We start from the raw sequence: 18274 nt of genomic DNA, 5'->3' as shown, positions 1-18274 counted from the left end.
ACATGTCCAATATCGTTCTGGATAAAGACATCGCGCACAGCCATGAACATGGCCATGAAGACGCGGGCTCGATGCGCATTTTCGGTTTCTGGATCTACCTGATGACCGACTGCATCCTGTTTGCGACGCTGTTCGCAGGCTATGCCGTGCTGCGAGACAGCGTGGCTGGCGGGCCTTCGACCGTCGACATTTTCGAACTGCCCTACGTCCTTGCCGAAACCGCGTTGCTGCTGCTCAGCAGCATCACTTACGGCTACGCGATGCTGGCGATGAACCGCAATGACAAATCCCACGTGCTGCGCTGGCTTGGCGTCACCTTCGTGCTGGGTTGCGGTTTCATCGCCATGGAAATCAACGAATTCCATCATCTGATCGCAGAAGGCTACGGGCCGGATCGCAGCGGATTCCTGACCGCGTTCTTCACCCTCGTCGGCACCCACGGCGCGCACGTGCTCAGTGGTCTGGTGTGGATGGCGGTGTTGATGCTGCAAGTAAGCAGCCGGGGCCTGACCAACACCAATACGACACGCTTGAGTTGCCTGAGTCTGTTCTGGCACTTCCTCGATGTGGTGTGGATCTGCGTATTTACCGTGGTTTATCTGCTGGGGGTGGTGTGACATGTATAACCAGAGTCCGATTCATAGCAGTGCCGGCACCAGCCATGGCACTAGTCGTTCATACATGGTCGGTTTCATTATTTCAGTGATCCTGACCGTCATTCCCTTTGGCCTGGTCATGTACCCGACGTTGCCACGCAGCGTCACCGCTTGGGTGGTGGTTGCACTTGGCGTGGTGCAGGTCTTCGCCCACCTCAAATATTTCCTGCATCTGGACACCGCCAAGGAGCAACGCTGGAACCTCAGAGCGCTGATCTTCTCGGTGGTGATCATTCTTCTGCTGGTGGGGCTTTCGCTATGGATCATGGACAGCATTCACCACAACATGCTGGCGCACTGAAGCAATGGCGGCTGTCGCTGAATGTCGGGCTGGAACTGACCAAGCCCGGCATCATCGTCGGCAATCTGGCTTCGGTGTTCGGCGGCTATCTGCTTGCCGCCGGTGGCCGCCCGGTGTCCCTGGCGCATTTATTGGCCGCCCTGCTCGGCACCGCGCTGGTCATCGCTTGCGGTTGCGTGATCAACAACTGCGTCGACCGCGATATCGACCGGCGCATGGTGCGCACCTGTCATCGGGCGCTGGCCGTTCGCGCTGTGTCGTTGCCCAGTGCGTTTTGCTACGCGGCGGTGCTGGGTGTGATCGGCTTCGGTTTGCTGTGGCTCGGCACCACAGTGCTGGCCTGCGTGATGGCGGCTGTCGGTCTGATCGTTTATGCGGGCGTTTATACCTGCCTGATGAAACGCCGTTCGCACTGGGGCACGCTGGTCGGCAGCCTGTCCGGGGCCATGCCGCCGGTGGTCGGTTATTGCGCCGTGACCGGCAGCTTCGATGCCACGGCGCTGATGCTCATCGTGGTGTTTTGCTGCTGGCAGATGCCCCACTCCCACGCGATCACCGTCATGCGCCATGAAGACTTTCGTGCCGCCGGATTGCCGACGTTGACGCTCAGACAGGCACGACGCGAAATCAACCTGTACATGGTCGCGTTCCTGATCAGCGCGGCGATATTGGGCTGGGTGGCAGCTATCAATGTTTCTTATCCGCTGGTGGTGCTTGGCCTGGGCGGCTACTGGTTTTATCTGACGTTGCGACCGGTGCGAACCACCAATGCGAAAGTCTGGGCGCGGCGCATTTTCAGCGTATCGATCCTGCTGATCCTGGCGCTGAATCTTTCCCTCGCGTTGAACGCCGTACTGCCCTCGCCCTCTGCGCTCTACCGCTCATCGGGCGTGGCGGAAAATCATCAAACGCAGGTGCGGGGCGGGTTATCAGAATCGGTAACGACTGGCCTGACAGACCACCTGGAGGAAACCCATGGCTAACGATCCTTCAACAATTGATTGCGCCTGCCCGGGCTGCACCTGCAAATGCAGCGGCGAGCAAACCTTCGAGCGTGACGGCAAGCAGTTTTGCAGTCAGGCCTGCGCGGATCTTCACCCGAAGGGCCAACCCTGCCCGTCCTCGACCTGCCATTGCGAGCAGAACCTAGGGGCCGATGAGCGCAATGTCAGTGACTCGAAACTGGATCAGGCAGTCGAGGAAACCTTTCCCGCCAGCGATCCGATTTCACCGTGAGCCACAATCGACGCAGCCTCAATCTGGTCGCGGCAGCGTTCGCGCTGACCGCCTTGTCCTATGGCCTGGCGCGCTTCGCCTATGGACTGCTGCTGCCACAGATTCGTCAGGATCTGACGCTCAGCGTGACCGCTGCCGGATGGATCGGAGGCAGTGCGTTTGCGGCTTACTGTGTGGGCATCGTTGCGACGTTTGCCTGCAACGGCAAAGTCAGTCCGCGTGGGTTGACGGTGATGGCCGGCGCCGCTGCGACGCTGGGCATGGGACTTGTGGTTGTCGCTTCGTCAGGGCTGACGTTGGGCTGCGGTGTGGCGCTGGCGGGATTGAGCACGGGTCTGACTTCGCCGCCATTGGCCAGTGCGGTGGCAGCGCGTCTTGATGATGCAGATCGCCCACGGGCCAATGGTTTTATCAATGCCGGGACAGCGGCGGGCATCGTTTTTTCCGGTTTGGCGGCGATATTGGCAGCCGGGCAATGGCGCCAGCTGTATGCCCTGTTTGCCTTGATCGGCATCGGCGTCACGATCTGGCTCTGGTTTGCGGTACCGCGCCGGGTCGAGCGTGACGTCGCGCAGAACTTCTCGCTGGCAATGCTGCGTCGACCCGGCGTACTGCCTTTGTGCGCCAGTGCTTTCCTGATGGGCCTGGCGAGCACGGCGATCTGGACATTCGGTGCCGACATTCTGCGCAGCGAGGCTGGATTCTCAGATCAGTCGATAGCATGGGCGTGGATCGTCCTGGGGGCGGCGGGAATCAGCGGATGCATGACAGGCGTGTTCACCGGCCGATTCGGTGTCGTGCGTATTCAGCATCTGGCACTGGCTGGGATCGCCCTCGGGACATTGGGACTGTCGACCGCCTCGATATCAGCCGGGTCTGGCCTCGTCGCAATGTGCCTGTTTGGCGCGGCCTATATCGTTTCTTCAGGCGTTTATCTGCTGCAAGGCATCCGCCTGTTTCCGGATCGTCCGGACTTGGGACTGGGCATACCGTTTCTGGTACTGGCGCTCGGTCAGACCGCTGGCACCCCGCTTTTCGGCTCTGTGCTGGAGGCTGCCGGCATAATCGTTGCCCTCTGCGTTTTCGCGGCGGCCGCTTGCGCCGCCATGGTGCTGTGCCCAAGAGATGGTGAAAGTCCGCGCAGACAGATGTGCCAATCCACCGAAGGCTTGGGTCGCTAATGATTTTTATCGTCAGGAGTACAAACCATGGCCGTAAACATCAGCAATCTCACCCTCTCCACTCCGGTTCCCGTCTCGGCGAACAATCCGGTCGCACTGGAGCTCAACGGAGCCCAGGCGATCGCGCAATTCCCCAGTATCGTCACGATCCTGCCGGACGGATCACTGCAACTGTCCGCCCCCACCAAAGGCGCCTCGAGCAAGAGCACTCACCGCACCCGCTGCGAATGGAAGGAAGCGACCTACTGGTCGCTGGCCAGCGCCGCTGACCACCTCAACTATCAGGAGATGAGCGTGACCAAGGTCAACTCAGCGCAGAAAGTGGTGATCTCGCAAATGCATGTGAAAAACGACGACAGCCCGGCCATCAAGGTGTTCTGGCAAAAAGGCAACATCACCATGGGCTTCCGCCAGAGCTTCAATCAGACCACTCCGGTCAACACCACGGTGCTCAAGGGCGTGCCGCTGGGGGCGAAGTTCAAGATCACCATTCGCGCCAACTCTGCCGGCGTAGCTCGAGTCACCGTTGACTACAACGGCGTTGTCGGTACATCAGGTGATTTGCAGCTCGACTCAACCTGGAATTCGCAGGTGTTCAATTTCCACGGCGGGGTCTACAACCAGATCGACTACACCGACGCCACGCCGCCAGAGGATGGCTCGATCTGCATCATCAGTGATTTGTTGATTTCGCATACTTAGGCGCTGAAACGAGCAAGGGCCTGCGGCAGCTTTCGCTGGCAGGCCCTTGTCAGAGCTGAGCTCGATGTTGGGTTTTCAGCCTCCTCTTCGACTTCGAAATTGCCTGCGTCCTAACGTCGCAGCCTTCGGCTATTGGCAAATCCTGCGCAAGCCGTAGAATCCCGCGCGCTCTTGCAAGCGCGCGTCTGGTCACAGACGCGAACTTGCAGGGCTGGCCATGTCGTCCAACGCCACCGCCCTGCCCGATCGGCAGACATTTGCACAACACCTGTTCCAGCCTGGCAACCGCATGCGCAGAGGCGCACGTTGCGCTGTACGATTTCTTGAGGTTTTTATGTCTCCGCGTTTGCTGGCCATGGCGCTGGCGCCCCTGCTCGGGCTGTTCATTATTGCTCTGGGCAACGGTTTTCTGTCTTCCCTGACCACCCTTCGCCTGGACGCCGCCGGCGCCTCGGCGACGATGATCGGAATTGTTTCGTCGGCCTACTTCATCGGCCTGACGCTGGGCGCGGTGTTCAACGACCGGCTGATTCTGCGCATCGGCCATATTCGTGCCTACGGCAGCTTCGCCTCGCTGATTGCCGTGACGATCCTGTTGCAAGGTCTGTTTTATGACACCTGGGGCTGGCTGGTCCTGCGCCTGATCAACGGCTGGGCCACGGTCGGTGTGTTTCTGGTGATCGAAAGCTGGCTGCTGCTGGCCGGTGACGAGAAGATTCGCGGGCGCTTGCTCGCGCTGTACATGATCGTCCTTTATGGCGCTGGCGTTTTGGGCCAGGCGACGCTGGGAACCATTACCGGCATGAGCGACAGCGCGCCGTTCATGGTCGCCGGCATGCTCGCTGCGTTGTCGGTGCTGCCGATCGTGATCCTGCCGCGCGTGTCGCCGCTACTCGATCAGGTCGAGCCGCTCAAGCCCCGGCAACTGCTGGGCGTGACGCCGACCGGGCTGGTCGGCTGTTTCGGCTCGGGGGTGACCATAGCGGCGATCTACACCTTGTTGCCGCTGTATCTGCAACGCAGAGGTCTGGACGTCGGTGAAGTCGGCAGCATGATGGCCTGGACGATTCTCGGCGCGATGTTGCTGCAGTATCCGGTCGGACGCTGGTCCGACCGCACCGATCGCTTGCAGGTGCTGACCCTGCTGACGGTGGCGTGCACCGCGTTATCACTGGTGATTGTGCTGCTGCCGCTGTCTTCGACAATGCTCGCGGCAATGCTGTTTCTGCTCGGTGGCGGCGTCTTCGCGCTGTACCCGGTGGCCGTCAGCCACGCGGCCGACCGCGCCCCGGCCGAAGCGCTGGTGCCGATGATTCAGGGTTTGCTGCTGATCAACTCGCTGGGCTCGGCCATCAGCCCGATGATGATCTCGCCGGTGATGAATTCGTTCGGCGCCAACGGCCTGTTCTGGGTCTTCGCAGTGGTCAATTTGAGCATGGTCAGCTTTTTCTTCTGGCGCCGTGGCAAACGCCCGGTGCCGGCCAACCCCGCACCGTTCACGGCGGCAGCCACCTATTCGCCGACGGGTGCGGAGTTGCGGGTCACCGAGGATTTGCGCGTCGCCGCTGAGGAGCATCCGGCAATGATGGATGCGATCAGCGGGGAACTGGTGACGCAGCCACGGTGACCGCTGATCAGCAACTGCCCGGCGGGATGCCGTCCTTGTTGAAGTCCTTCAAGCGCTCGCGCTCTTCTTCGGTGGAATGCGCCGGGGTTGTTTGATCCGGTACTTCTTGCGGCACTTCGGTTTTTTCTTCAGTCATGGCTTTGCCCTCGTTGTCGATGCTATTTCGGCATCGGCGAGGGCTGGCAGTTCCGGATTTTCAGCTCCACCGCAGCCATGCTGCTTGAGTTGCGGCGAGCATTCCCTTCGACGAACGGCGCAAGATGCCTGCCTCAAGAGCGGGCACGCTCAATCAACATCCTCTGCAACGTGTTGTCCTTCACCCAGTAATGGTGGAACAACCCCGCCAGCGCGTGCAGGCCGATCAGCCAGTAGCCGGCACTGCCAATCCATTCGTGCCAGTACTTCAGTTGTTTGGCCAGGTCCGGATCAATAGCCACCGGCGCCGGCACATGGAAGCCGAAGTACGGAAACGGCTTATCGCCCGCCGCGAGCATCAGCCAGGCCAGGACAGGCGTGACAATCATCAATCCATACAGCGCCAGGTGTGTCAGGTGCGCGATTGCGGTCTGCCACGCCGGCGGCTTGGGGATAATCGGCGGACGCGGAGTCAGGCGGCCGATCAGTCGAATCCACACCAAGGCGAAGATGCTGGCGCCAAACAGGCCATGCAGGCCCATCAGCATGCTGCGCCCCTCACTGCCCTTGGGCAGATAGCCCTTGATTTCGACGCACGCATACACCCCGACGAACAACGCCAGCATCAGCCAGTGCAGAATGATTGAGAGTTTTCCATAACGGGTTACAGCGGTGTCGCGGATCATAGGAAACGCCTCGTGATTGTTGGGGAACGACGATCTTCTCGCTGGCCTACCGTGCTCGCCCAGCCTTAAGACAGTCTGAAGATTGGCGCTGCGGTTAACGGTTTTTCATCTTCAGACTTCGTTAAGAAATGGCTTGGATACTGCGCTCAAACCCATTGAGGGAGGCGCTCTGCCCATGCCCGAATTCGACTGGAACATCCCGCTGCCCTTGCGCTTCGGCGAGGCCGAATCGTTGCCGATGACGCTGAGAAACGCGTTGCCGGTGGACGAGTTGCGCGCGCCCTTCGAAGCCTTTATCCAGCAGCGCTTCCGCACGGCTCACGGTGCCGAAATCCGCCATTTCATGCCCGAGCTGTTCGGCATGCACAACAGCGACGGCCAGTTGTGCGCCGTGGCCGGGGTCCGTCGAGCGCATCAACAGGCACTGTTTCTCGAGCGCTATCTGGATGAACCGATCCAGTCGTTGATCAGTGCCGCCGCCGGTCGTGCTGTGGATCGCAAGGTCATTGTCGAAGTCGGCAACCTCGCCGCCAGCGATACCGGCAGTGCGCGCCTGAGCATCCTCGCCATCACCTATCTGCTGGCCATGGGCGGCCTGGAATGGGTGACCTTCACCGGCAACATCGGGCTGGTCAACAGCTTCCATCGCCTGGGTTTGAAGCCCGTGACATTGTGCGCCGCTGATCCACAGCGACTGGGTGACGAGCGTCAACACTGGGGCAGTTATTACGAAAGCAAACCCTGGGTGCATGTCGGCAACATTCGCGCGGGATTTGTTCATCTGCGCAATATTGGCCTGTTCACTCGCCTGGGTTTGCCGACTTCCGTTGAAGGAGCCTGCCATGTCGCTTGAAATGCAGCGCTTCCAGGAAACCCTGCGCGACCATGCCCGGCGCAATGACAACGCCTCAGCCCTGTGGGGCGACACGCTGAGAATAGATTACGCCACGCTGTATGCCGAGGTGTTGTATCGCCAGGAGCGGCTGCGCGATGAGCAGGTGCGGGTGATCGCGCTGGCGCTGGACAACGGCGTCGACGCGATGCTGTGGGATCTGGCTGTGTTGTTCGAAGGCTTGACCTGCGTAACGCTGCCGCCGTTTTTCAGTGCCGCGCAGCGCGCCCATTGTCTGGAGCAGAGCCAGGCCGAACGGGTGATCGCCGAGCCGGAACTGCAAGCCGAGCTGCTGGCGGCGGGCTATGAATTACGAGGTGAATTCTGGTGTCGCTCGTTCAATGGCCCGAGTCGTATGCCGGCGGGCACCGCGAAACTCACGTTTACCTCCGGGACCACCGGCACGCCGAAAGGGGTGTGCCTGAGCGCCGACAGCTACCTGCGCGTTGCCCGGGAGCTTGATCAGGCAAGCGCAGCCACTGGACCGGAGCACCATCTGGCGCTGTTGCCTTTGGCGATCCTGCTGGAGAACCTGGGCTGTTATGCCGCGCTGTACGCCGGTGCGGTGTTGAGCCTGCCAAGCCAGACAACCCTCGGCATTCAAGGCGCCAGCGGCATCGACGTTGCGCGCCTGCTCGGTTATCTGGCCAAGCGTGCGCCGGAGAGCCTGATACTCGTACCACAGCTTCTGCAAGTTCTGGTCAGCGCCGCTGAACAGAACGCTTTCGATCCGCAAACCTTGCTCTTCGCCGCGGTCGGTGGCGCGCGGGTGTCAGCGGATCTGCTGCACCGCGCGCAACGGGTCGGGTTAGCGGTTTACGAGGGATACGGCTTGTCCGAATGCGCCTCGGTCGTATGCCTCAATCGCCCCGGCGCACGCCGTCCGGGCAGCGTCGGGCGCCCTCTGCCTCATATCGAGGTGCGGTTGGCCGAGGACGGGGAAGTGCTGATCAAGGGTTCGGTGTTGCTCGGTTATCTGGGGGAGCCGGCGTATACCGATCAATGGTGGCCGAGTGGCGATCTGGGCGAGTTCGATCCGGAAGGTTTTCTTTATCTCAAGGGCCGCAAAAAACATCAATTCGTCACCAGCTACGGGCGAAACGTCAACCCGGAATGGGTCGAGTCGGAACTGACCCAGCGCCGCCACATCGCTCAAGCGTTCGTCTATGGCGAGGCGATGCCGCACAACCACGCCCTGCTTTGGCCGCATCGTCCGAACTGCACCGATGCCGAGCTGGCCGCTGCCGTCGCGGAAGCGAACGAGGCGTTGCCCGATTACGCCCAGGTGCATCAGTGGACGCGCCTGGCGCAGCCCTTCACTGCGGCCAACGGCCTGCTCACCGCCAATGGCCGGCCGCGCCGTGACGCCATCATCGCGCAGTACCGCACGCAACTGACCGAATCCGCCACTTCCGAGGAATCCGCATAATGAGTTTTTTCGACACCCTGCAAGAAGCCACGCAACGGGAACGCCACGAGCTGTTCAACCTGCCGATCATCGTCGATGCGTTGCAAGGCAAGGTCAGCCTCGACAGCTATCGGGCGTTTCTTGCCCAGGCTTACTACCACGTGCGCCACACCGTGCCGCTGATGATGGCTTGCGGTGCACGCCTGCCGACACGCCTGGAATGGCTGCGCAAAGCGGTGTGCGAGTACATTGAAGATGAATACGGCCACGAGCAGTGGGTGCTCAACGACATTGCCGCCTGTGGTGGTGATCGCGACGCCGTGCGCGATGGTCAGCCGTCGTTATCGATCGAGCTGATGGTCAGTTTTCTCTACGATCTGATCGCCCGGGGCAATCCGGTGGGTCTGTTCGGCATGGTAAACGTGCTCGAAGGCACCAGCATTGCCCTGGCCACCCACGCGGCGGGGAGCATTCGCGATCGCCTGGCGCTGCCGGAAACGGCATTCAGCTATCTGAGCTCCCACGGTTCGCTCGACATCGAGCACATGCAGACCTATCGGCGGTTGATGAATCAGCTGCAAGACCCTGACGATCAAGCGGCGGTCATTCATGCCTCGAAAGTCGTCTATCGCCTTTACGCCGACATGTTCCGTGGTCTGCCGCGCGACGCTGAGGTTCAACATGCAGCTGCATGAAGCCCGCGTGGTGCTGACCGGTGCCAGTGGCGGCATCGGCCTGGCCATCGCCAGTGCCTTGTGCGCCGCCGGTGCCAGGGTATTGGCCGTGGCGCGGCATCAGGAGGCGCTGCTGCCGCTGCTTGAGCGATATCCGCAGAACCTGTGCTGGGTAGCCGCCGACCTGACCTTCCTCAGCGATCGGCGCAAAGTGTTGGCCGCCGCCGACGCCATTGGCGGCATCAACCTGCTGATCAACGCTGCCGGGGTCAATCACTTCGCCATGCTCGAACAGCTCGATGACGGTGACATCAACGCGATGCTGGCGGTGAACATCAGCGCGCCAATCTGCCTGACCAAGATGCTGTTGCCGCAGCTCAAGCAGGCTGACAGCGCGATGGTGGTCAACGTCGGCTCGACCTATGGCTCGATCGGTTACCCCGGTTACGCCAGTTATTGCGCGAGCAAATTTGCCCTGCGCGGATTCTCCGAGGCATTGCGCCGCGAGCTGGCCGACACGCGGGTCAGCGTGTTGTATGTCGCGCCCCGGGCCACCCGCACCTCGATGAACAGCGCCGCTGCGCAAGCCTTGAACGATGCCCTCAAGGCCAGCGTTGACGATCCGCAGACCGTGGCGTCGGCAGTGATGCATGCGATTGCCGGCGATCGTCGTGACCTGTACCTAGGCTGGCCGGAGCGGTTTTTCGTCCGTTTGAACAGCTTACTGCCGCATCTGGTGGATCGCGGCTTGCGCAAGCAATTGCCACTGATCCGCCGTCTCAGTGAAAAACCTAACAACGAGGCTTCAAAGCCATGAAAAAACTTTCCACTTGTCTGCTGTTTGCCGCCCTCAGTCAAAGTGTCTGGGCGCTTGAGCCGGCTGATCAGCAACGTCTCACCGGCATCCAGCAGAACTGGGCGCACATTCAATACGAGGTGGCGGAAAAACAGCGCGCCGCGGCGTTCGAGCAATTGGCCAGCGAAACCAACGCGTTCACCACGCAACGTCCGAATGTGGCCGAAGCCTGGATCTGGAAAGGCATCGTCACCAGCAGTTGGGCCGGTGCCGAGGGCGGGCTCGGTGCCCTGGGCAAAGCCAAGGACGCCAAGGCGGACCTGGAAAAATCCCTGACGCTTGACCCCAAGGCCCTGCAAGGCTCGGCATACACCAGCCTCGCTGCACTGTACGACCGCGTACCGGGCTGGCCGATCGGCTTCGGCGACAGCGACAAGGCCGAGCAATTGCTCAAACAAGCCCTGCAGCTCAACCCCGATGGCATCGACAGTCTGTACTTCTGGGGCGACCATCTCTACCGTCAGAAGCGCTACGCTGAAGCCAAGGCAGCGCTGATCAAGGCCAGACAAGCCGCACCTCGTGCGGGCCGCGAAAGTGCCGATGCCGGGCGTCGTAAAGAGATCGACACCTTGCTGGTGGACGTGAACAAGAAACTCGACTGAAAGGAGTGCGCGTGCGTTTATTACTGATCGAGGATGACGTGGCGCTGGGTGAAGGCATTTACCAGGCGTTGGGTCGCGAGGGTTACACGGTCGACTGGCTCAAAGATGGCAGCAGCGCCTTGCACGCGCTGCTCAGCGAAACGTTTGATGTCGCCGTGCTGGACCTCGGCCTGCCGCGCATGGATGGCCTCGAAGTGTTGCGCCGCCTGCGTGACAGCGGTTCGAACCTGCCGGTGTTGATTCTCACCGCGCGCGATGCCACCGAAGACCGCATTGCCGGACTCGACGCCGGTGCTGACGATTACCTGGTCAAGCCCTTCGACCTCGCCGAACTCAAAGCCCGCCTGCGTGCCCTGTTGCGCCGCAGTGCCGGGCGCGCCCAGGCGCTGATCGAACACGCCGGCATCAGCCTCAACCCCGGCACCCAGCAGGTCAGTTATCAAGGCCAACCGGTCGCGCTCACCCCCAAGGAATATCAGCTGCTGCACGAACTGCTGTCGCCGCCGGGCCGGGTGATGACCCGCGATCAATTGATCCAGTTGCTTTACGGCTGGAATGAAGAAGCGGAAAGCAACACCCTCGAAGTGCACATTCATCACCTGCGCAAGAAGTTCTCTACCGACCTGATCCGCACCATCCGCGGCGTGGGTTATCTGGTAGAGGAACGTCGATGACCTCGATCCGCCGGCGCACGCTGACCCTGATCATCGGCCTGTTACTGGCCGGTCTGGCGGTACTCAGCCTCTTCAATGTGCATGACAGCAACCACGAAATCGCCGAGGTCTACGACGCGCAATTGGCGCAGAACGCACGCCTGTTGCAGGGCGTAATGCGTATGCCGATGGCGAGTACCGAGCACGCGCAGTTGTATCAGGCGTTCAATCAGGCTCTCGGGGAAGCCAAGCCCCGGGTTGACGGACATCCTTACGAAAGCAAAATCGCCTTTCAGGTGTGGAACCCGCAAGGCGAGGTGCTGGTACATACCGCCAGTGCGCCCTCCTTCACTGCGCCGCCGACGAGAACGGGGTTCAGCGATGTGGTCGATCTGAAAGGTCGGCAATGGCGAGCGTTCATGCTGGAAGACAAGCAGAACGGCCTGCGCATCTGGGTCGGCGAGCGCGACGATGTGCGCACCGACCTGGTCGACCGCATCGTACGCCACACGCTGTGGCCGAACATGCTCGGCAGCCTGATCCTCGCCGCGATGATCTGGCTGGCCATTGGCTGGGGGCTCAAGCCCCTGGCAGACATGGCGGCGACTCTGCGCGCCCGTCACAGTGGTTCACTTGAGCCGCTGCAACTGACGCCCCTGCCCAGTGAGCTGGAGCCAATGCAGGCAGCGCTCAATCGCATGCTCGCGCAGATTCAGGAAGTGCTCGGCCGGGAGCGTCGCTTTATCGCCGATGCCGCGCATGAAATGCGCACGCCGCTGGCGGTGCTGCGGGTGCATGCGCAAAATCTGCAGGAGGCCGGTACCGAAGAGGAGCGTCGTGAGTCACTTGAGTTTCTGATCTCCGGAGTCGACCGCACGAGCCGACTGGTCAATCAGCTGCTGACCATGGCGCGTCTTGAACCCAAACCAAATCCGCCGCCACTGCAACGCATTGATCTCAGCGAAACCGTACGCAACAGCCTGGTGCAATTGACACCGTGGTTGCTGAGCAAACACCTTGAGTTGATCTTCGAGGTCAGCGACCAACCGTTTCATGTCCTCGCCGACCCCGCCGCCATCGATATCGCGCTGAATAACCTGATCACCAACGCGGCGAATTTCTCCCCCGAACACGGTGCGATCACCGTGCACCTGAGCAAGTCTGATGGCTTCTGTCATTTGACGGTCGACGATCAAGGGCCGGGAATCGATGAATCGGACAGAGAGCGATTGTTCGAGCGTTTCTACAGCCGTGGCACGGCGCATGGCGCCGGGTTGGGGTTGACCATTGTCAACACCATCGCGGTGCGACTGAACGGACGGATTGAACTGACAAACCGCGCAGAGGGCGGTTTGAGGGCGACGTTATCGATTCCGGCGGGGGAATGATCATCCGATTGATTCAGCTGTATGCCGCCGGCCCCAAATACCTGCTGCTCAGCGCTCTGCTCTACGCGCCTGGCTCGTTGATTCAGCTGGGCACGTTGAAAACGCGCCAGGGCCAGCCGCTCAGCGGTCCGGAAACGGGTGTGTTGATCATCATCTGGGCCGTCGCGATTTACGCTGGCCGGATGTTGTGGGCCGGAACGCTGACTTTGTAAGGTGCACCAGCGTTTGCGCTAGACCGCCAGTACGCTGCAGGGAACCTGGTACAGAATATGTTCGGTGGTACTTCCCAGCAGTTTTTCCAGCCCGTGACGTTGAACCCTGCCCATCACAATCACGTCCACATCGTGCTCTTCGGCAAACTCACTGATCGCCGCCACGGGATGTCCCTCCCTGCTATGCCTGTGCTCGGCCATCACACCGAATTTCCTCGCCAAAGCGCTGTAATGCACTTGCAGTTCCTGGCGCCGGGCATTCATCAATTCCGAAACCGTCCAGTTGTTCACCACTTCATCCAGATAGTTTTGCGAGACGTCATAGGCATATAACAGGTGCAACTCTGCACCAAACTGAGTGGCGAAGGATGTGGCCTGTTCGACGATCCGGTCATTGAGAGCGCCCCCATCATCTTCGCTTGCAGCTACATCCACTGCCGCTACGACCTTGCGCGGCAGACCCGGGCCAGCAGCGCCCAACAAGTAGACCGGCACCGGACAATCACGCAGCAGCTGCCAATCCAATGGGGTAAACAAAGCGCGTTTGAGTAAGGATTCGTGCTGCACTTCCTTGATCAGCAAGTCGGGCTGGTTCACGGTGACGTGATCGAGGATCTCCCGTTTCATGTCTTCGGACCAGCCAACCTCCGTCGTCACCCGCAAACCTTCGGCTCGCAGGCTGGCAGCCTGGCTTGCCAGCCACTCGTGATGGTCCTGCAAATAGGCCGCACGGGCCCTTGCCCGATCCCCTTCCTCCAGCAGCGACAGGAAATCCCACCATTTGATCAAGGCTGCGATGTGCAGCGACGCGCCGCTGGCTTTAGCCAGGGCGGCGGCCTGGCTTATCGCCGGGGAATGGCGCAGGGCCGGGTTGATGATCAGCAACAAGTGTTGATATTGGCTCATGTTTGTCTCCAGAGAGATGGACGTCTGGGCTCATGTCACCCGCAGCTGACCCTGGCCGAAAGAATCAGACAACAACGCCAATCGAGGTTGCGCCATAGCCCGGCGACTTCCTTGATAAATGTCATATGCAAGGCCCCTGGTGCGCGTCCTCTCCCTGAAAAACCTGAATATCGAGGCTTGTCCACCACCCTTGCGCAAGCGCCTGGAAAACCGACAAAGCGGGGATGAAACTGGCGAGCGACATTGATCTGGATCAATCGCTGCGACGACAAACTGGATCGAAATAGAGTCATGATTCGGCTGCGCCCGCATCTCGGATCAGGGACAGTCACAAGCTGCTCGAACGCGTGAAAGTTACAGATGCGGCCACAGGGTGACAGGTCCGCAACCCACCCTCATTCTTGCTTTGCGAGGTTCACGGTATGGTCATTAATGATTCAGGGACAACCGCCAATGTCCCCGACGCGATCGATGACAGTGGCGCACTGTTTCACGAAGCCGATCGGCTCAGCGAACAGGCCTATGCCGTCCTTGAAGAGCCGTTTTCTCCAGACACCATGCACAAGTTCACTGAAGCGAGGAAACGTGCCGATGAGAAATATCGGCACGCCTGGCAACAATGGCATTACGCACACGGCGGGCGCAGTCACTGATTGATTACCCCCAACCGAATACCATCAACTGCTGCGATGACCGGTCAGGCTGTGGCAGGCATTGCCTTGACCATCATCAAACTGCAAGGAGCCCGGTTCATCAGGCATTCGGCCGTGCCGCCGATAAAGCCGTCCAGCGCTTGATGGTGACAGATGCCGAGCACCAGCAGGTCGAACGCGTTTTGCCGGGCGAAGTCTTCGATCACCCGGTACGGGACACCTGAGAGCAGGTGGCTGTGCTGTTCATCGAGACCATAGCGCTCGGCCAGCGTATCGAAGGCTTCCTGCTGAGTGTCGTTGATCGCATCGCACAAGCTGTGGTCCAGGCTCAAGTTCGGCACGCTCATCGCCGCATCACCCACCACTGACCAATTGGCGACGTTCAACAAGTGCAACGATGCATCGCATTTCGACGCCAATGTCGATGCAACGCCAAGTATCCGGTCATTGAGCCCTTGGGTCAGATCCTCGAGATGCGACAGGTCAATGGCCGCCAGCATCTTCAAGGGTTTCGGATGTGCGGCCTCGGTGACCAGATGCACGCAGGCGGAACAATCACGTACCAATAGCCAGTCCAACGGCTGGTGAAACGTTTGATTGAGCGCTGAAACATGGTGAGCGTCCTTGATCACCAGATCGACATGAAAGTCATTGATGTACTCAAGCACATGCGCCGGCGTGGCCCTGGCCCAGACCACTTCGGTGCTGACTTGCACGCCAGCGCCACGTTGAAACCGGGCCTGCTGTTCCAGCCACTGGCGATGCATCTGCAAATAGCCTTCACGCGCTTGCGCCATGGCGTCGTGGTCGATCAGGCCGGCCAACGCCAGGGACTGGACATGATCAAACGCCACGATGTGCAGCAACGCGCCACTGGCCCGAGCAAGTGCCTGGGCGCGATCAAACGCCGGGGTGCGGGTCATTTCGGCAGGTGCGATCAACAGAATGCGTTTGAGCCTGAACATCACGAGTGTTTCCAGTCAGCGCCATCGGACGATTCTGCAACTCTGCCAACCGCCACGCTTGATATGCATCAAGTCTCCCCATTAACCCTGCAATACAAGAGCGGCGAAGAGCCCGACGCTTCTGTGAGTTCCCTCCCCGCCGTTCGTCCGTAATCACGCTGACACGCCAAACGAAAAGTACATGCGCTGCGAAGACTTCTATGCTTATCACACTCATTGGAGGCTGCTAATCCATGCTTGAAGCCCACTCGCCCCCGCCGATTCTCAAAACTGCCTGTTCCAACTGCAGTGTGGTCGAGTTATGCCTGCCGCTTGGTTTGACGGGCCCGGAGGTCGAGCGGCTCGACACGCTGATCGTGCAGCGATACAAGGTGAAGAAAGGTGCCGCGCTCTACCGGACCGGGGACCCGCTGCGCTCGCTGTACGCCGTGCGAATAGGTTCGTTCAAGACCAGCGTGGTATCCGTCGATGGCCGCGAGCAAGTGACCGGTTTTCATATTCCCGGCGAAATGCTCGGGCTCGACGCCATCAGCATCGATCAACACGCGTGTACTGCGTATGCGCTGGAAGACAGCGAAGTCTGTCCGATTCACTTCGCACAGCTGGAAAAACTCGCGCAAAGCCTTCCCTCCCTGCAGCACAACCTCAACAAGTTGCTGAGCCGGGAAATCGTGCGCGATCACAGCATGTTGATGCTCATGGGCAACATGAACTCCGATGAGCGCCTGGCGGCTTTCCTGCTCAACCTCTCGCAACGCCTGAGCTCCCGTGGCTATTCCTCGAAAGAGTTCGTGCTGAAAATGCGCCGCGAAGAAATCGGCTCCTACCTTGGGCTGCGTCTGGAAACCATTTGCCGCGGCATTGCCCACTTGCGCGATCAGGGTTTGGTGGAAATCACCGCACGCGACGTAAAAATCCGCAACATGGACGGCCTCAAGCAGATGGTGTCGGGCTGCAACCGCCAGCAGCATTGAGCCCGTCCATGAGTTCCTGCCATGCCTTCGCCATCCCTCGGGCAAGCCATAACGAAGCGATGGGCGCGCTGTTTCGATGCACTTGAAATCACCTGTCTTTCTAACCGTTGAACGTCGCTTGAAAAGCTGCGTACTGCCGATGCCGGCAAAACCTTGTGCGTTGGCTGAGCGGTGATGCGTTGCGCAAATCGAGGGAACTCCGATGGCCGACTCAAGCAAGAAAATGAGCCTCATGGGGCTCACCACACTGGTGACGGTGAACATGATGGGCTCAGGCATCATCATGTTGCCGACGAGCATGGCCCAACTCGGGGCTGTTTCATTGCTGTCATGGATCGTCACCGCTGTCGGCTCGATGGCCATCGCGTACTGCTTTTCCCAGTGCGGCATCTTCTGCCTGCGCTCAGGCGGGCTATCCGCCTATACCGAAGAGGCGCATGCAAAGTCAGGCTTTTTTCTGTGCTCGTACCTGTACTTCCTGTCGCTGGCCATCGCCAACGTGGCGGTGGCCATTTCGGCAGTGGGCTACATGACGTCGTTCATGCCCTGGCTGGGAAGCGGCGCCATTCCTTTATTCGTTGGAACGGTAGGCCTGCTCTGGCTGACCACCGTGGCGAATTTCGGCGGCCCTGGCATCACTGGCAGGATTGGTGCGGTTACGGTGTGGGGGGTGATCATTCCCGTAGCGGGCTTGAGCATCATCGGTTGGTTCTGGTTCAAACCCGAGCTGATCATCGCCGCCTGGAACCCGAACCAACTGCCTATATCCGAGGCCATCAGCAAAGCGATTCCCCTCACGCTCTGGGCGTTTCTCGGCATGGAGTCGGCAGCCCAGGCCTCAGATGCGGTGGAAAACCCAAAGCGCACCGTACCGCTGGCCTGTCTGTTCGGGACATTGGGGGCAGCGGTGGTCTATGTGCTATCGACGACGGTCATTCAGGGCATTATTCCCAACGCCGAACTGGCCAACTCGTCAGCGCCTTTCGCGCTCGTTTATGCGCACATGTTCAATCCCCTGGTCGGCAACATCATCATGGCGCTCGCGGTGATGGCCTGTGTCGGCTCGCTGCTGGGCTGGCAGTTCACCTTGGCGCAAACGGCCAAGGTGACCGCTGATCAGGGCATGTTTCCGAAACTGTTCAGCAAGGTCAGCGCACGCAACGCCCCCATCGTCGGGATGCTGGTCTGCGGCGTCCTGCAGACCTGTATGGCGCTGTCGACCATTTCACCGAACGCGAGCGCGCAGTTTGGAAAACTCGTCAGCCTCGCGGCGGTGACCAACCTGATTCCCTATGTGACGGCAGCCACCGGGCTGCTGGTGATGATGTACAAAGCCAGAGTCAGCGCCGCCGTATACACGCGCAATACCCTGCTGTTAGTGGTTGCCGTGGCCTATTCGTTGTATGCGCTGTATGCCTGCGGCAAGGACGCGGTGTTCGGCGGCATCCTGGTCCTGGTGTTCGGCTACCTGCTTTACGGTTTCCTTGCCAAACGTTTTGTCGATGCCCCTGCGCCTGTCGGCCCCCGGCCTGATAACCCTTGATCGAAGTCTTCGGTACAGCACAGA

At 60.3% G+C, this 18274-nt stretch carries 22 protein-coding genes; 18 read left to right on the top strand and 4 right to left on the bottom strand.

What is annotated here, in order from left to right:
* The first annotated feature begins 2 nt into the window (after positions 1 to 2).
* The 7 genes from OK411_RS14070 to OK411_RS14040 all read left to right on the top strand — a co-directional run bounded on the left by OK411_RS14070 (position 3) and on the right by OK411_RS14040 (position 5703).
* Positions 3 to 617, top strand: a complete 615-nt coding sequence (locus tag OK411_RS14070) for a cytochrome o ubiquinol oxidase subunit III (RefSeq protein ID WP_024012803.1) — start codon at positions 3 to 5, stop codon at positions 615 to 617.
* Between the two features lies 1 nt (position 618).
* On the top strand, positions 619 to 957 hold the full coding sequence (gene cyoD / locus OK411_RS14065; protein WP_016774550.1) for a cytochrome o ubiquinol oxidase subunit IV: 339 nt from the start codon (positions 619 to 621) through the stop codon (positions 955 to 957).
* Positions 915 to 1940, top strand: a complete 1026-nt coding sequence (gene cyoE / locus OK411_RS14060) for a heme o synthase (protein WP_264365169.1) — start codon at positions 915 to 917, stop codon at positions 1938 to 1940. The genes cyoD and cyoE overlap by 43 nt, the downstream gene beginning before the upstream one ends.
* Positions 1933 to 2193: a metallothionein gene (locus OK411_RS14055; protein ID WP_024012801.1), complete on the top strand. Its 261-nt coding sequence runs from the start codon at positions 1933 to 1935 to the stop codon at positions 2191 to 2193. Before cyoE ends, OK411_RS14055 begins: the two co-directional genes overlap by 8 nt.
* The gene (locus tag OK411_RS14050; RefSeq protein WP_264365168.1) at positions 2190 to 3374 is read left to right on the top strand and encodes an MFS transporter; all 1185 of its coding nucleotides are present in this window, start codon (positions 2190 to 2192) and stop codon (positions 3372 to 3374) included. The genes OK411_RS14055 and OK411_RS14050 overlap by 4 nt, the downstream gene beginning before the upstream one ends.
* A gap of 27 nt (positions 3375 to 3401) precedes the next feature.
* Positions 3402 to 4076 (top strand): polysaccharide lyase family 7 protein, encoded by a 675-nt coding sequence (locus tag OK411_RS14045; RefSeq protein ID WP_123442600.1) that lies wholly within the window; start codon positions 3402 to 3404, stop codon positions 4074 to 4076.
* Between the two features lie 217 nt (positions 4077 to 4293).
* Positions 4294 to 5703 carry an MFS transporter gene (locus OK411_RS14040; RefSeq protein WP_413694511.1) on the top strand — a complete coding sequence of 470 codons (1410 nt, stop codon included), beginning with the start codon at positions 4294 to 4296 and terminating at the stop codon, positions 5701 to 5703.
* A 7-nt stretch (positions 5704 to 5710) separates the two neighbouring features.
* On the opposite strand, the gene OK411_RS14035 is transcribed toward OK411_RS14040, so the two are convergent.
* Positions 5711 to 5839 (bottom strand): hypothetical protein, encoded by a 129-nt coding sequence (locus tag OK411_RS14035; protein ID WP_024012797.1) that lies wholly within the window; start codon positions 5837 to 5839, stop codon positions 5711 to 5713.
* Between the two features lie 133 nt (positions 5840 to 5972).
* Entirely contained in the window at positions 5973 to 6524 is a 552-nt protein-coding gene (locus OK411_RS14030) for a cytochrome b (RefSeq protein ID WP_264365167.1), read from the bottom strand.
* Positions 6525 to 6699: 175 nt separating this feature from the next.
* Here OK411_RS14030 and OK411_RS14025 point away from each other — a divergent pair, with 175 nt between their 5' ends.
* From OK411_RS14025 to OK411_RS13990, 8 genes are read left to right on the top strand one after another with little or no spacing between them, the layout of a single operon-like run.
* The gene (locus OK411_RS14025) at positions 6700 to 7377 is read left to right on the top strand and encodes a thermostable hemolysin (RefSeq protein ID WP_122750788.1); all 678 of its coding nucleotides are present in this window, start codon (positions 6700 to 6702) and stop codon (positions 7375 to 7377) included.
* The gene (locus OK411_RS14020) at positions 7367 to 8845 is read left to right on the top strand and encodes an AMP-binding protein (RefSeq protein ID WP_264365166.1); all 1479 of its coding nucleotides are present in this window, start codon (positions 7367 to 7369) and stop codon (positions 8843 to 8845) included. Before OK411_RS14025 ends, OK411_RS14020 begins: the two co-directional genes overlap by 11 nt.
* Positions 8845 to 9519, top strand: a complete 675-nt coding sequence (locus tag OK411_RS14015) for a TenA family transcriptional regulator (protein WP_136493458.1) — start codon at positions 8845 to 8847, stop codon at positions 9517 to 9519. Before OK411_RS14020 ends, OK411_RS14015 begins: the two co-directional genes overlap by 1 nt.
* Positions 9506 to 10315, top strand: a complete 810-nt coding sequence (locus OK411_RS14010) for an SDR family oxidoreductase (protein WP_136493459.1) — start codon at positions 9506 to 9508, stop codon at positions 10313 to 10315. The genes OK411_RS14015 and OK411_RS14010 overlap by 14 nt, the downstream gene beginning before the upstream one ends.
* Positions 10312 to 10956 carry a tetratricopeptide repeat protein gene (locus OK411_RS14005; RefSeq protein WP_264365165.1) on the top strand — a complete coding sequence of 215 codons (645 nt, stop codon included), beginning with the start codon at positions 10312 to 10314 and terminating at the stop codon, positions 10954 to 10956. The genes OK411_RS14010 and OK411_RS14005 overlap by 4 nt, the downstream gene beginning before the upstream one ends.
* An 11-nt stretch (positions 10957 to 10967) precedes the next feature.
* Positions 10968 to 11630: a response regulator gene (locus OK411_RS14000; RefSeq protein WP_016774538.1), complete on the top strand. Its 663-nt coding sequence runs from the start codon at positions 10968 to 10970 to the stop codon at positions 11628 to 11630.
* Entirely contained in the window at positions 11627 to 12997 is a 1371-nt protein-coding gene (locus tag OK411_RS13995; RefSeq protein ID WP_110599423.1) for an ATP-binding protein, read from the top strand. Before OK411_RS14000 ends, OK411_RS13995 begins: the two co-directional genes overlap by 4 nt.
* Positions 12994 to 13209, top strand: a complete 216-nt coding sequence (locus tag OK411_RS13990) for a hypothetical protein (RefSeq protein ID WP_264365164.1) — start codon at positions 12994 to 12996, stop codon at positions 13207 to 13209. Before OK411_RS13995 ends, OK411_RS13990 begins: the two co-directional genes overlap by 4 nt.
* 18 nt (positions 13210 to 13227) lie before the next feature.
* Here the strand turns inward: OK411_RS13990 and OK411_RS13985 are convergent, their stop codons facing one another.
* Entirely contained in the window at positions 13228 to 14115 is an 888-nt protein-coding gene (locus OK411_RS13985; RefSeq protein ID WP_016774536.1) for a universal stress protein, read from the bottom strand.
* 422 nt (positions 14116 to 14537) lie between these two features.
* Here OK411_RS13985 and OK411_RS13980 point away from each other — a divergent pair, with 422 nt between their 5' ends.
* Positions 14538 to 14768, top strand: a complete 231-nt coding sequence (locus OK411_RS13980) for a hypothetical protein (protein WP_110599418.1) — start codon at positions 14538 to 14540, stop codon at positions 14766 to 14768.
* A 44-nt stretch (positions 14769 to 14812) separates the two neighbouring features.
* Here OK411_RS13980 and OK411_RS13975 read toward each other — a convergent pair whose 3' ends face one another.
* Positions 14813 to 15733 (bottom strand): universal stress protein, encoded by a 921-nt coding sequence (locus OK411_RS13975; RefSeq protein ID WP_110599416.1) that lies wholly within the window; start codon positions 15731 to 15733, stop codon positions 14813 to 14815.
* A gap of 233 nt (positions 15734 to 15966) precedes the next feature.
* On the opposite strand from OK411_RS13975, the gene fnr reads away from it, so the two are divergent.
* Together fnr and potE are read left to right on the top strand one after the other, a co-directional pair.
* Positions 15967 to 16707, top strand: coding sequence for a fumarate/nitrate reduction transcriptional regulator Fnr (gene fnr, locus OK411_RS13970; RefSeq protein ID WP_130900925.1), 741 nt, complete (start codon positions 15967 to 15969; stop codon positions 16705 to 16707).
* A 202-nt stretch (positions 16708 to 16909) separates the two neighbouring features.
* The gene (gene potE / locus OK411_RS13965; protein WP_110599410.1) at positions 16910 to 18250 is read left to right on the top strand and encodes a putrescine-ornithine antiporter; all 1341 of its coding nucleotides are present in this window, start codon (positions 16910 to 16912) and stop codon (positions 18248 to 18250) included.
* The last annotated feature ends 24 nt before the right edge of the window (positions 18251 to 18274 follow it).

This window comes from Pseudomonas sp. RG1 (assembly GCF_025910115.1).
Classification (GTDB): domain Bacteria; phylum Pseudomonadota; class Gammaproteobacteria; order Pseudomonadales; family Pseudomonadaceae; genus Aquipseudomonas; species Aquipseudomonas atacamensis.
This window is presented reverse-complemented; position numbering and strand designations above follow the sequence as displayed.

What these genes read in the sequence shown, in the direction of transcription:
- potE (WP_110599410.1), top strand. Translation starts at nt 16,910, where the DNA reads ATGGCCGACTCAAGCAAGAAAATGAGCCTCATGGGGCTCACCACACTG.
- OK411_RS14015 (WP_136493458.1), top strand. Translation starts at nt 8,845, where the DNA reads ATGAGTTTTTTCGACACCCTGCAAGAAGCCACGCAACGGGAACGCCAC.
- OK411_RS14025 (WP_122750788.1), top strand. Translation starts at nt 6,700, where the DNA reads ATGCCCGAATTCGACTGGAACATCCCGCTGCCCTTGCGCTTCGGCGAG.
- OK411_RS14070 (WP_024012803.1), top strand. Translation starts at nt 3, where the DNA reads ATGTCCAATATCGTTCTGGATAAAGACATCGCGCACAGCCATGAACAT.
- OK411_RS14030 (WP_264365167.1), bottom strand. Translation starts at nt 6,524, where the DNA reads ATGATCCGCGACACCGCTGTAACCCGTTATGGAAAACTCTCAATCATT.
- OK411_RS14040 (WP_413694511.1), top strand. Translation starts at nt 4,294, where the DNA reads ATGTCGTCCAACGCCACCGCCCTGCCCGATCGGCAGACATTTGCACAA.
- OK411_RS14020 (WP_264365166.1), top strand. Translation starts at nt 7,367, where the DNA reads ATGTCGCTTGAAATGCAGCGCTTCCAGGAAACCCTGCGCGACCATGCC.
- OK411_RS13995 (WP_110599423.1), top strand. Translation starts at nt 11,627, where the DNA reads ATGACCTCGATCCGCCGGCGCACGCTGACCCTGATCATCGGCCTGTTA.
- OK411_RS14005 (WP_264365165.1), top strand. Translation starts at nt 10,312, where the DNA reads ATGAAAAAACTTTCCACTTGTCTGCTGTTTGCCGCCCTCAGTCAAAGT.
- cyoD (WP_016774550.1), top strand. Translation starts at nt 619, where the DNA reads ATGTATAACCAGAGTCCGATTCATAGCAGTGCCGGCACCAGCCATGGC.
- OK411_RS13980 (WP_110599418.1), top strand. Translation starts at nt 14,538, where the DNA reads ATGGTCATTAATGATTCAGGGACAACCGCCAATGTCCCCGACGCGATC.
- OK411_RS13975 (WP_110599416.1), bottom strand. Translation starts at nt 15,733, where the DNA reads ATGTTCAGGCTCAAACGCATTCTGTTGATCGCACCTGCCGAAATGACC.
- fnr (WP_130900925.1), top strand. Translation starts at nt 15,967, where the DNA reads ATGCTTGAAGCCCACTCGCCCCCGCCGATTCTCAAAACTGCCTGTTCC.
- cyoE (WP_264365169.1), top strand. Translation starts at nt 915, where the DNA reads ATGGATCATGGACAGCATTCACCACAACATGCTGGCGCACTGAAGCAA.
- OK411_RS14045 (WP_123442600.1), top strand. Translation starts at nt 3,402, where the DNA reads ATGGCCGTAAACATCAGCAATCTCACCCTCTCCACTCCGGTTCCCGTC.
- OK411_RS14055 (WP_024012801.1), top strand. Translation starts at nt 1,933, where the DNA reads ATGGCTAACGATCCTTCAACAATTGATTGCGCCTGCCCGGGCTGCACC.
- OK411_RS14010 (WP_136493459.1), top strand. Translation starts at nt 9,506, where the DNA reads ATGCAGCTGCATGAAGCCCGCGTGGTGCTGACCGGTGCCAGTGGCGGC.
- OK411_RS14035 (WP_024012797.1), bottom strand. Translation starts at nt 5,839, where the DNA reads ATGACTGAAGAAAAAACCGAAGTGCCGCAAGAAGTACCGGATCAAACA.
- OK411_RS13990 (WP_264365164.1), top strand. Translation starts at nt 12,994, where the DNA reads ATGATCATCCGATTGATTCAGCTGTATGCCGCCGGCCCCAAATACCTG.
- OK411_RS13985 (WP_016774536.1), bottom strand. Translation starts at nt 14,115, where the DNA reads ATGAGCCAATATCAACACTTGTTGCTGATCATCAACCCGGCCCTGCGC.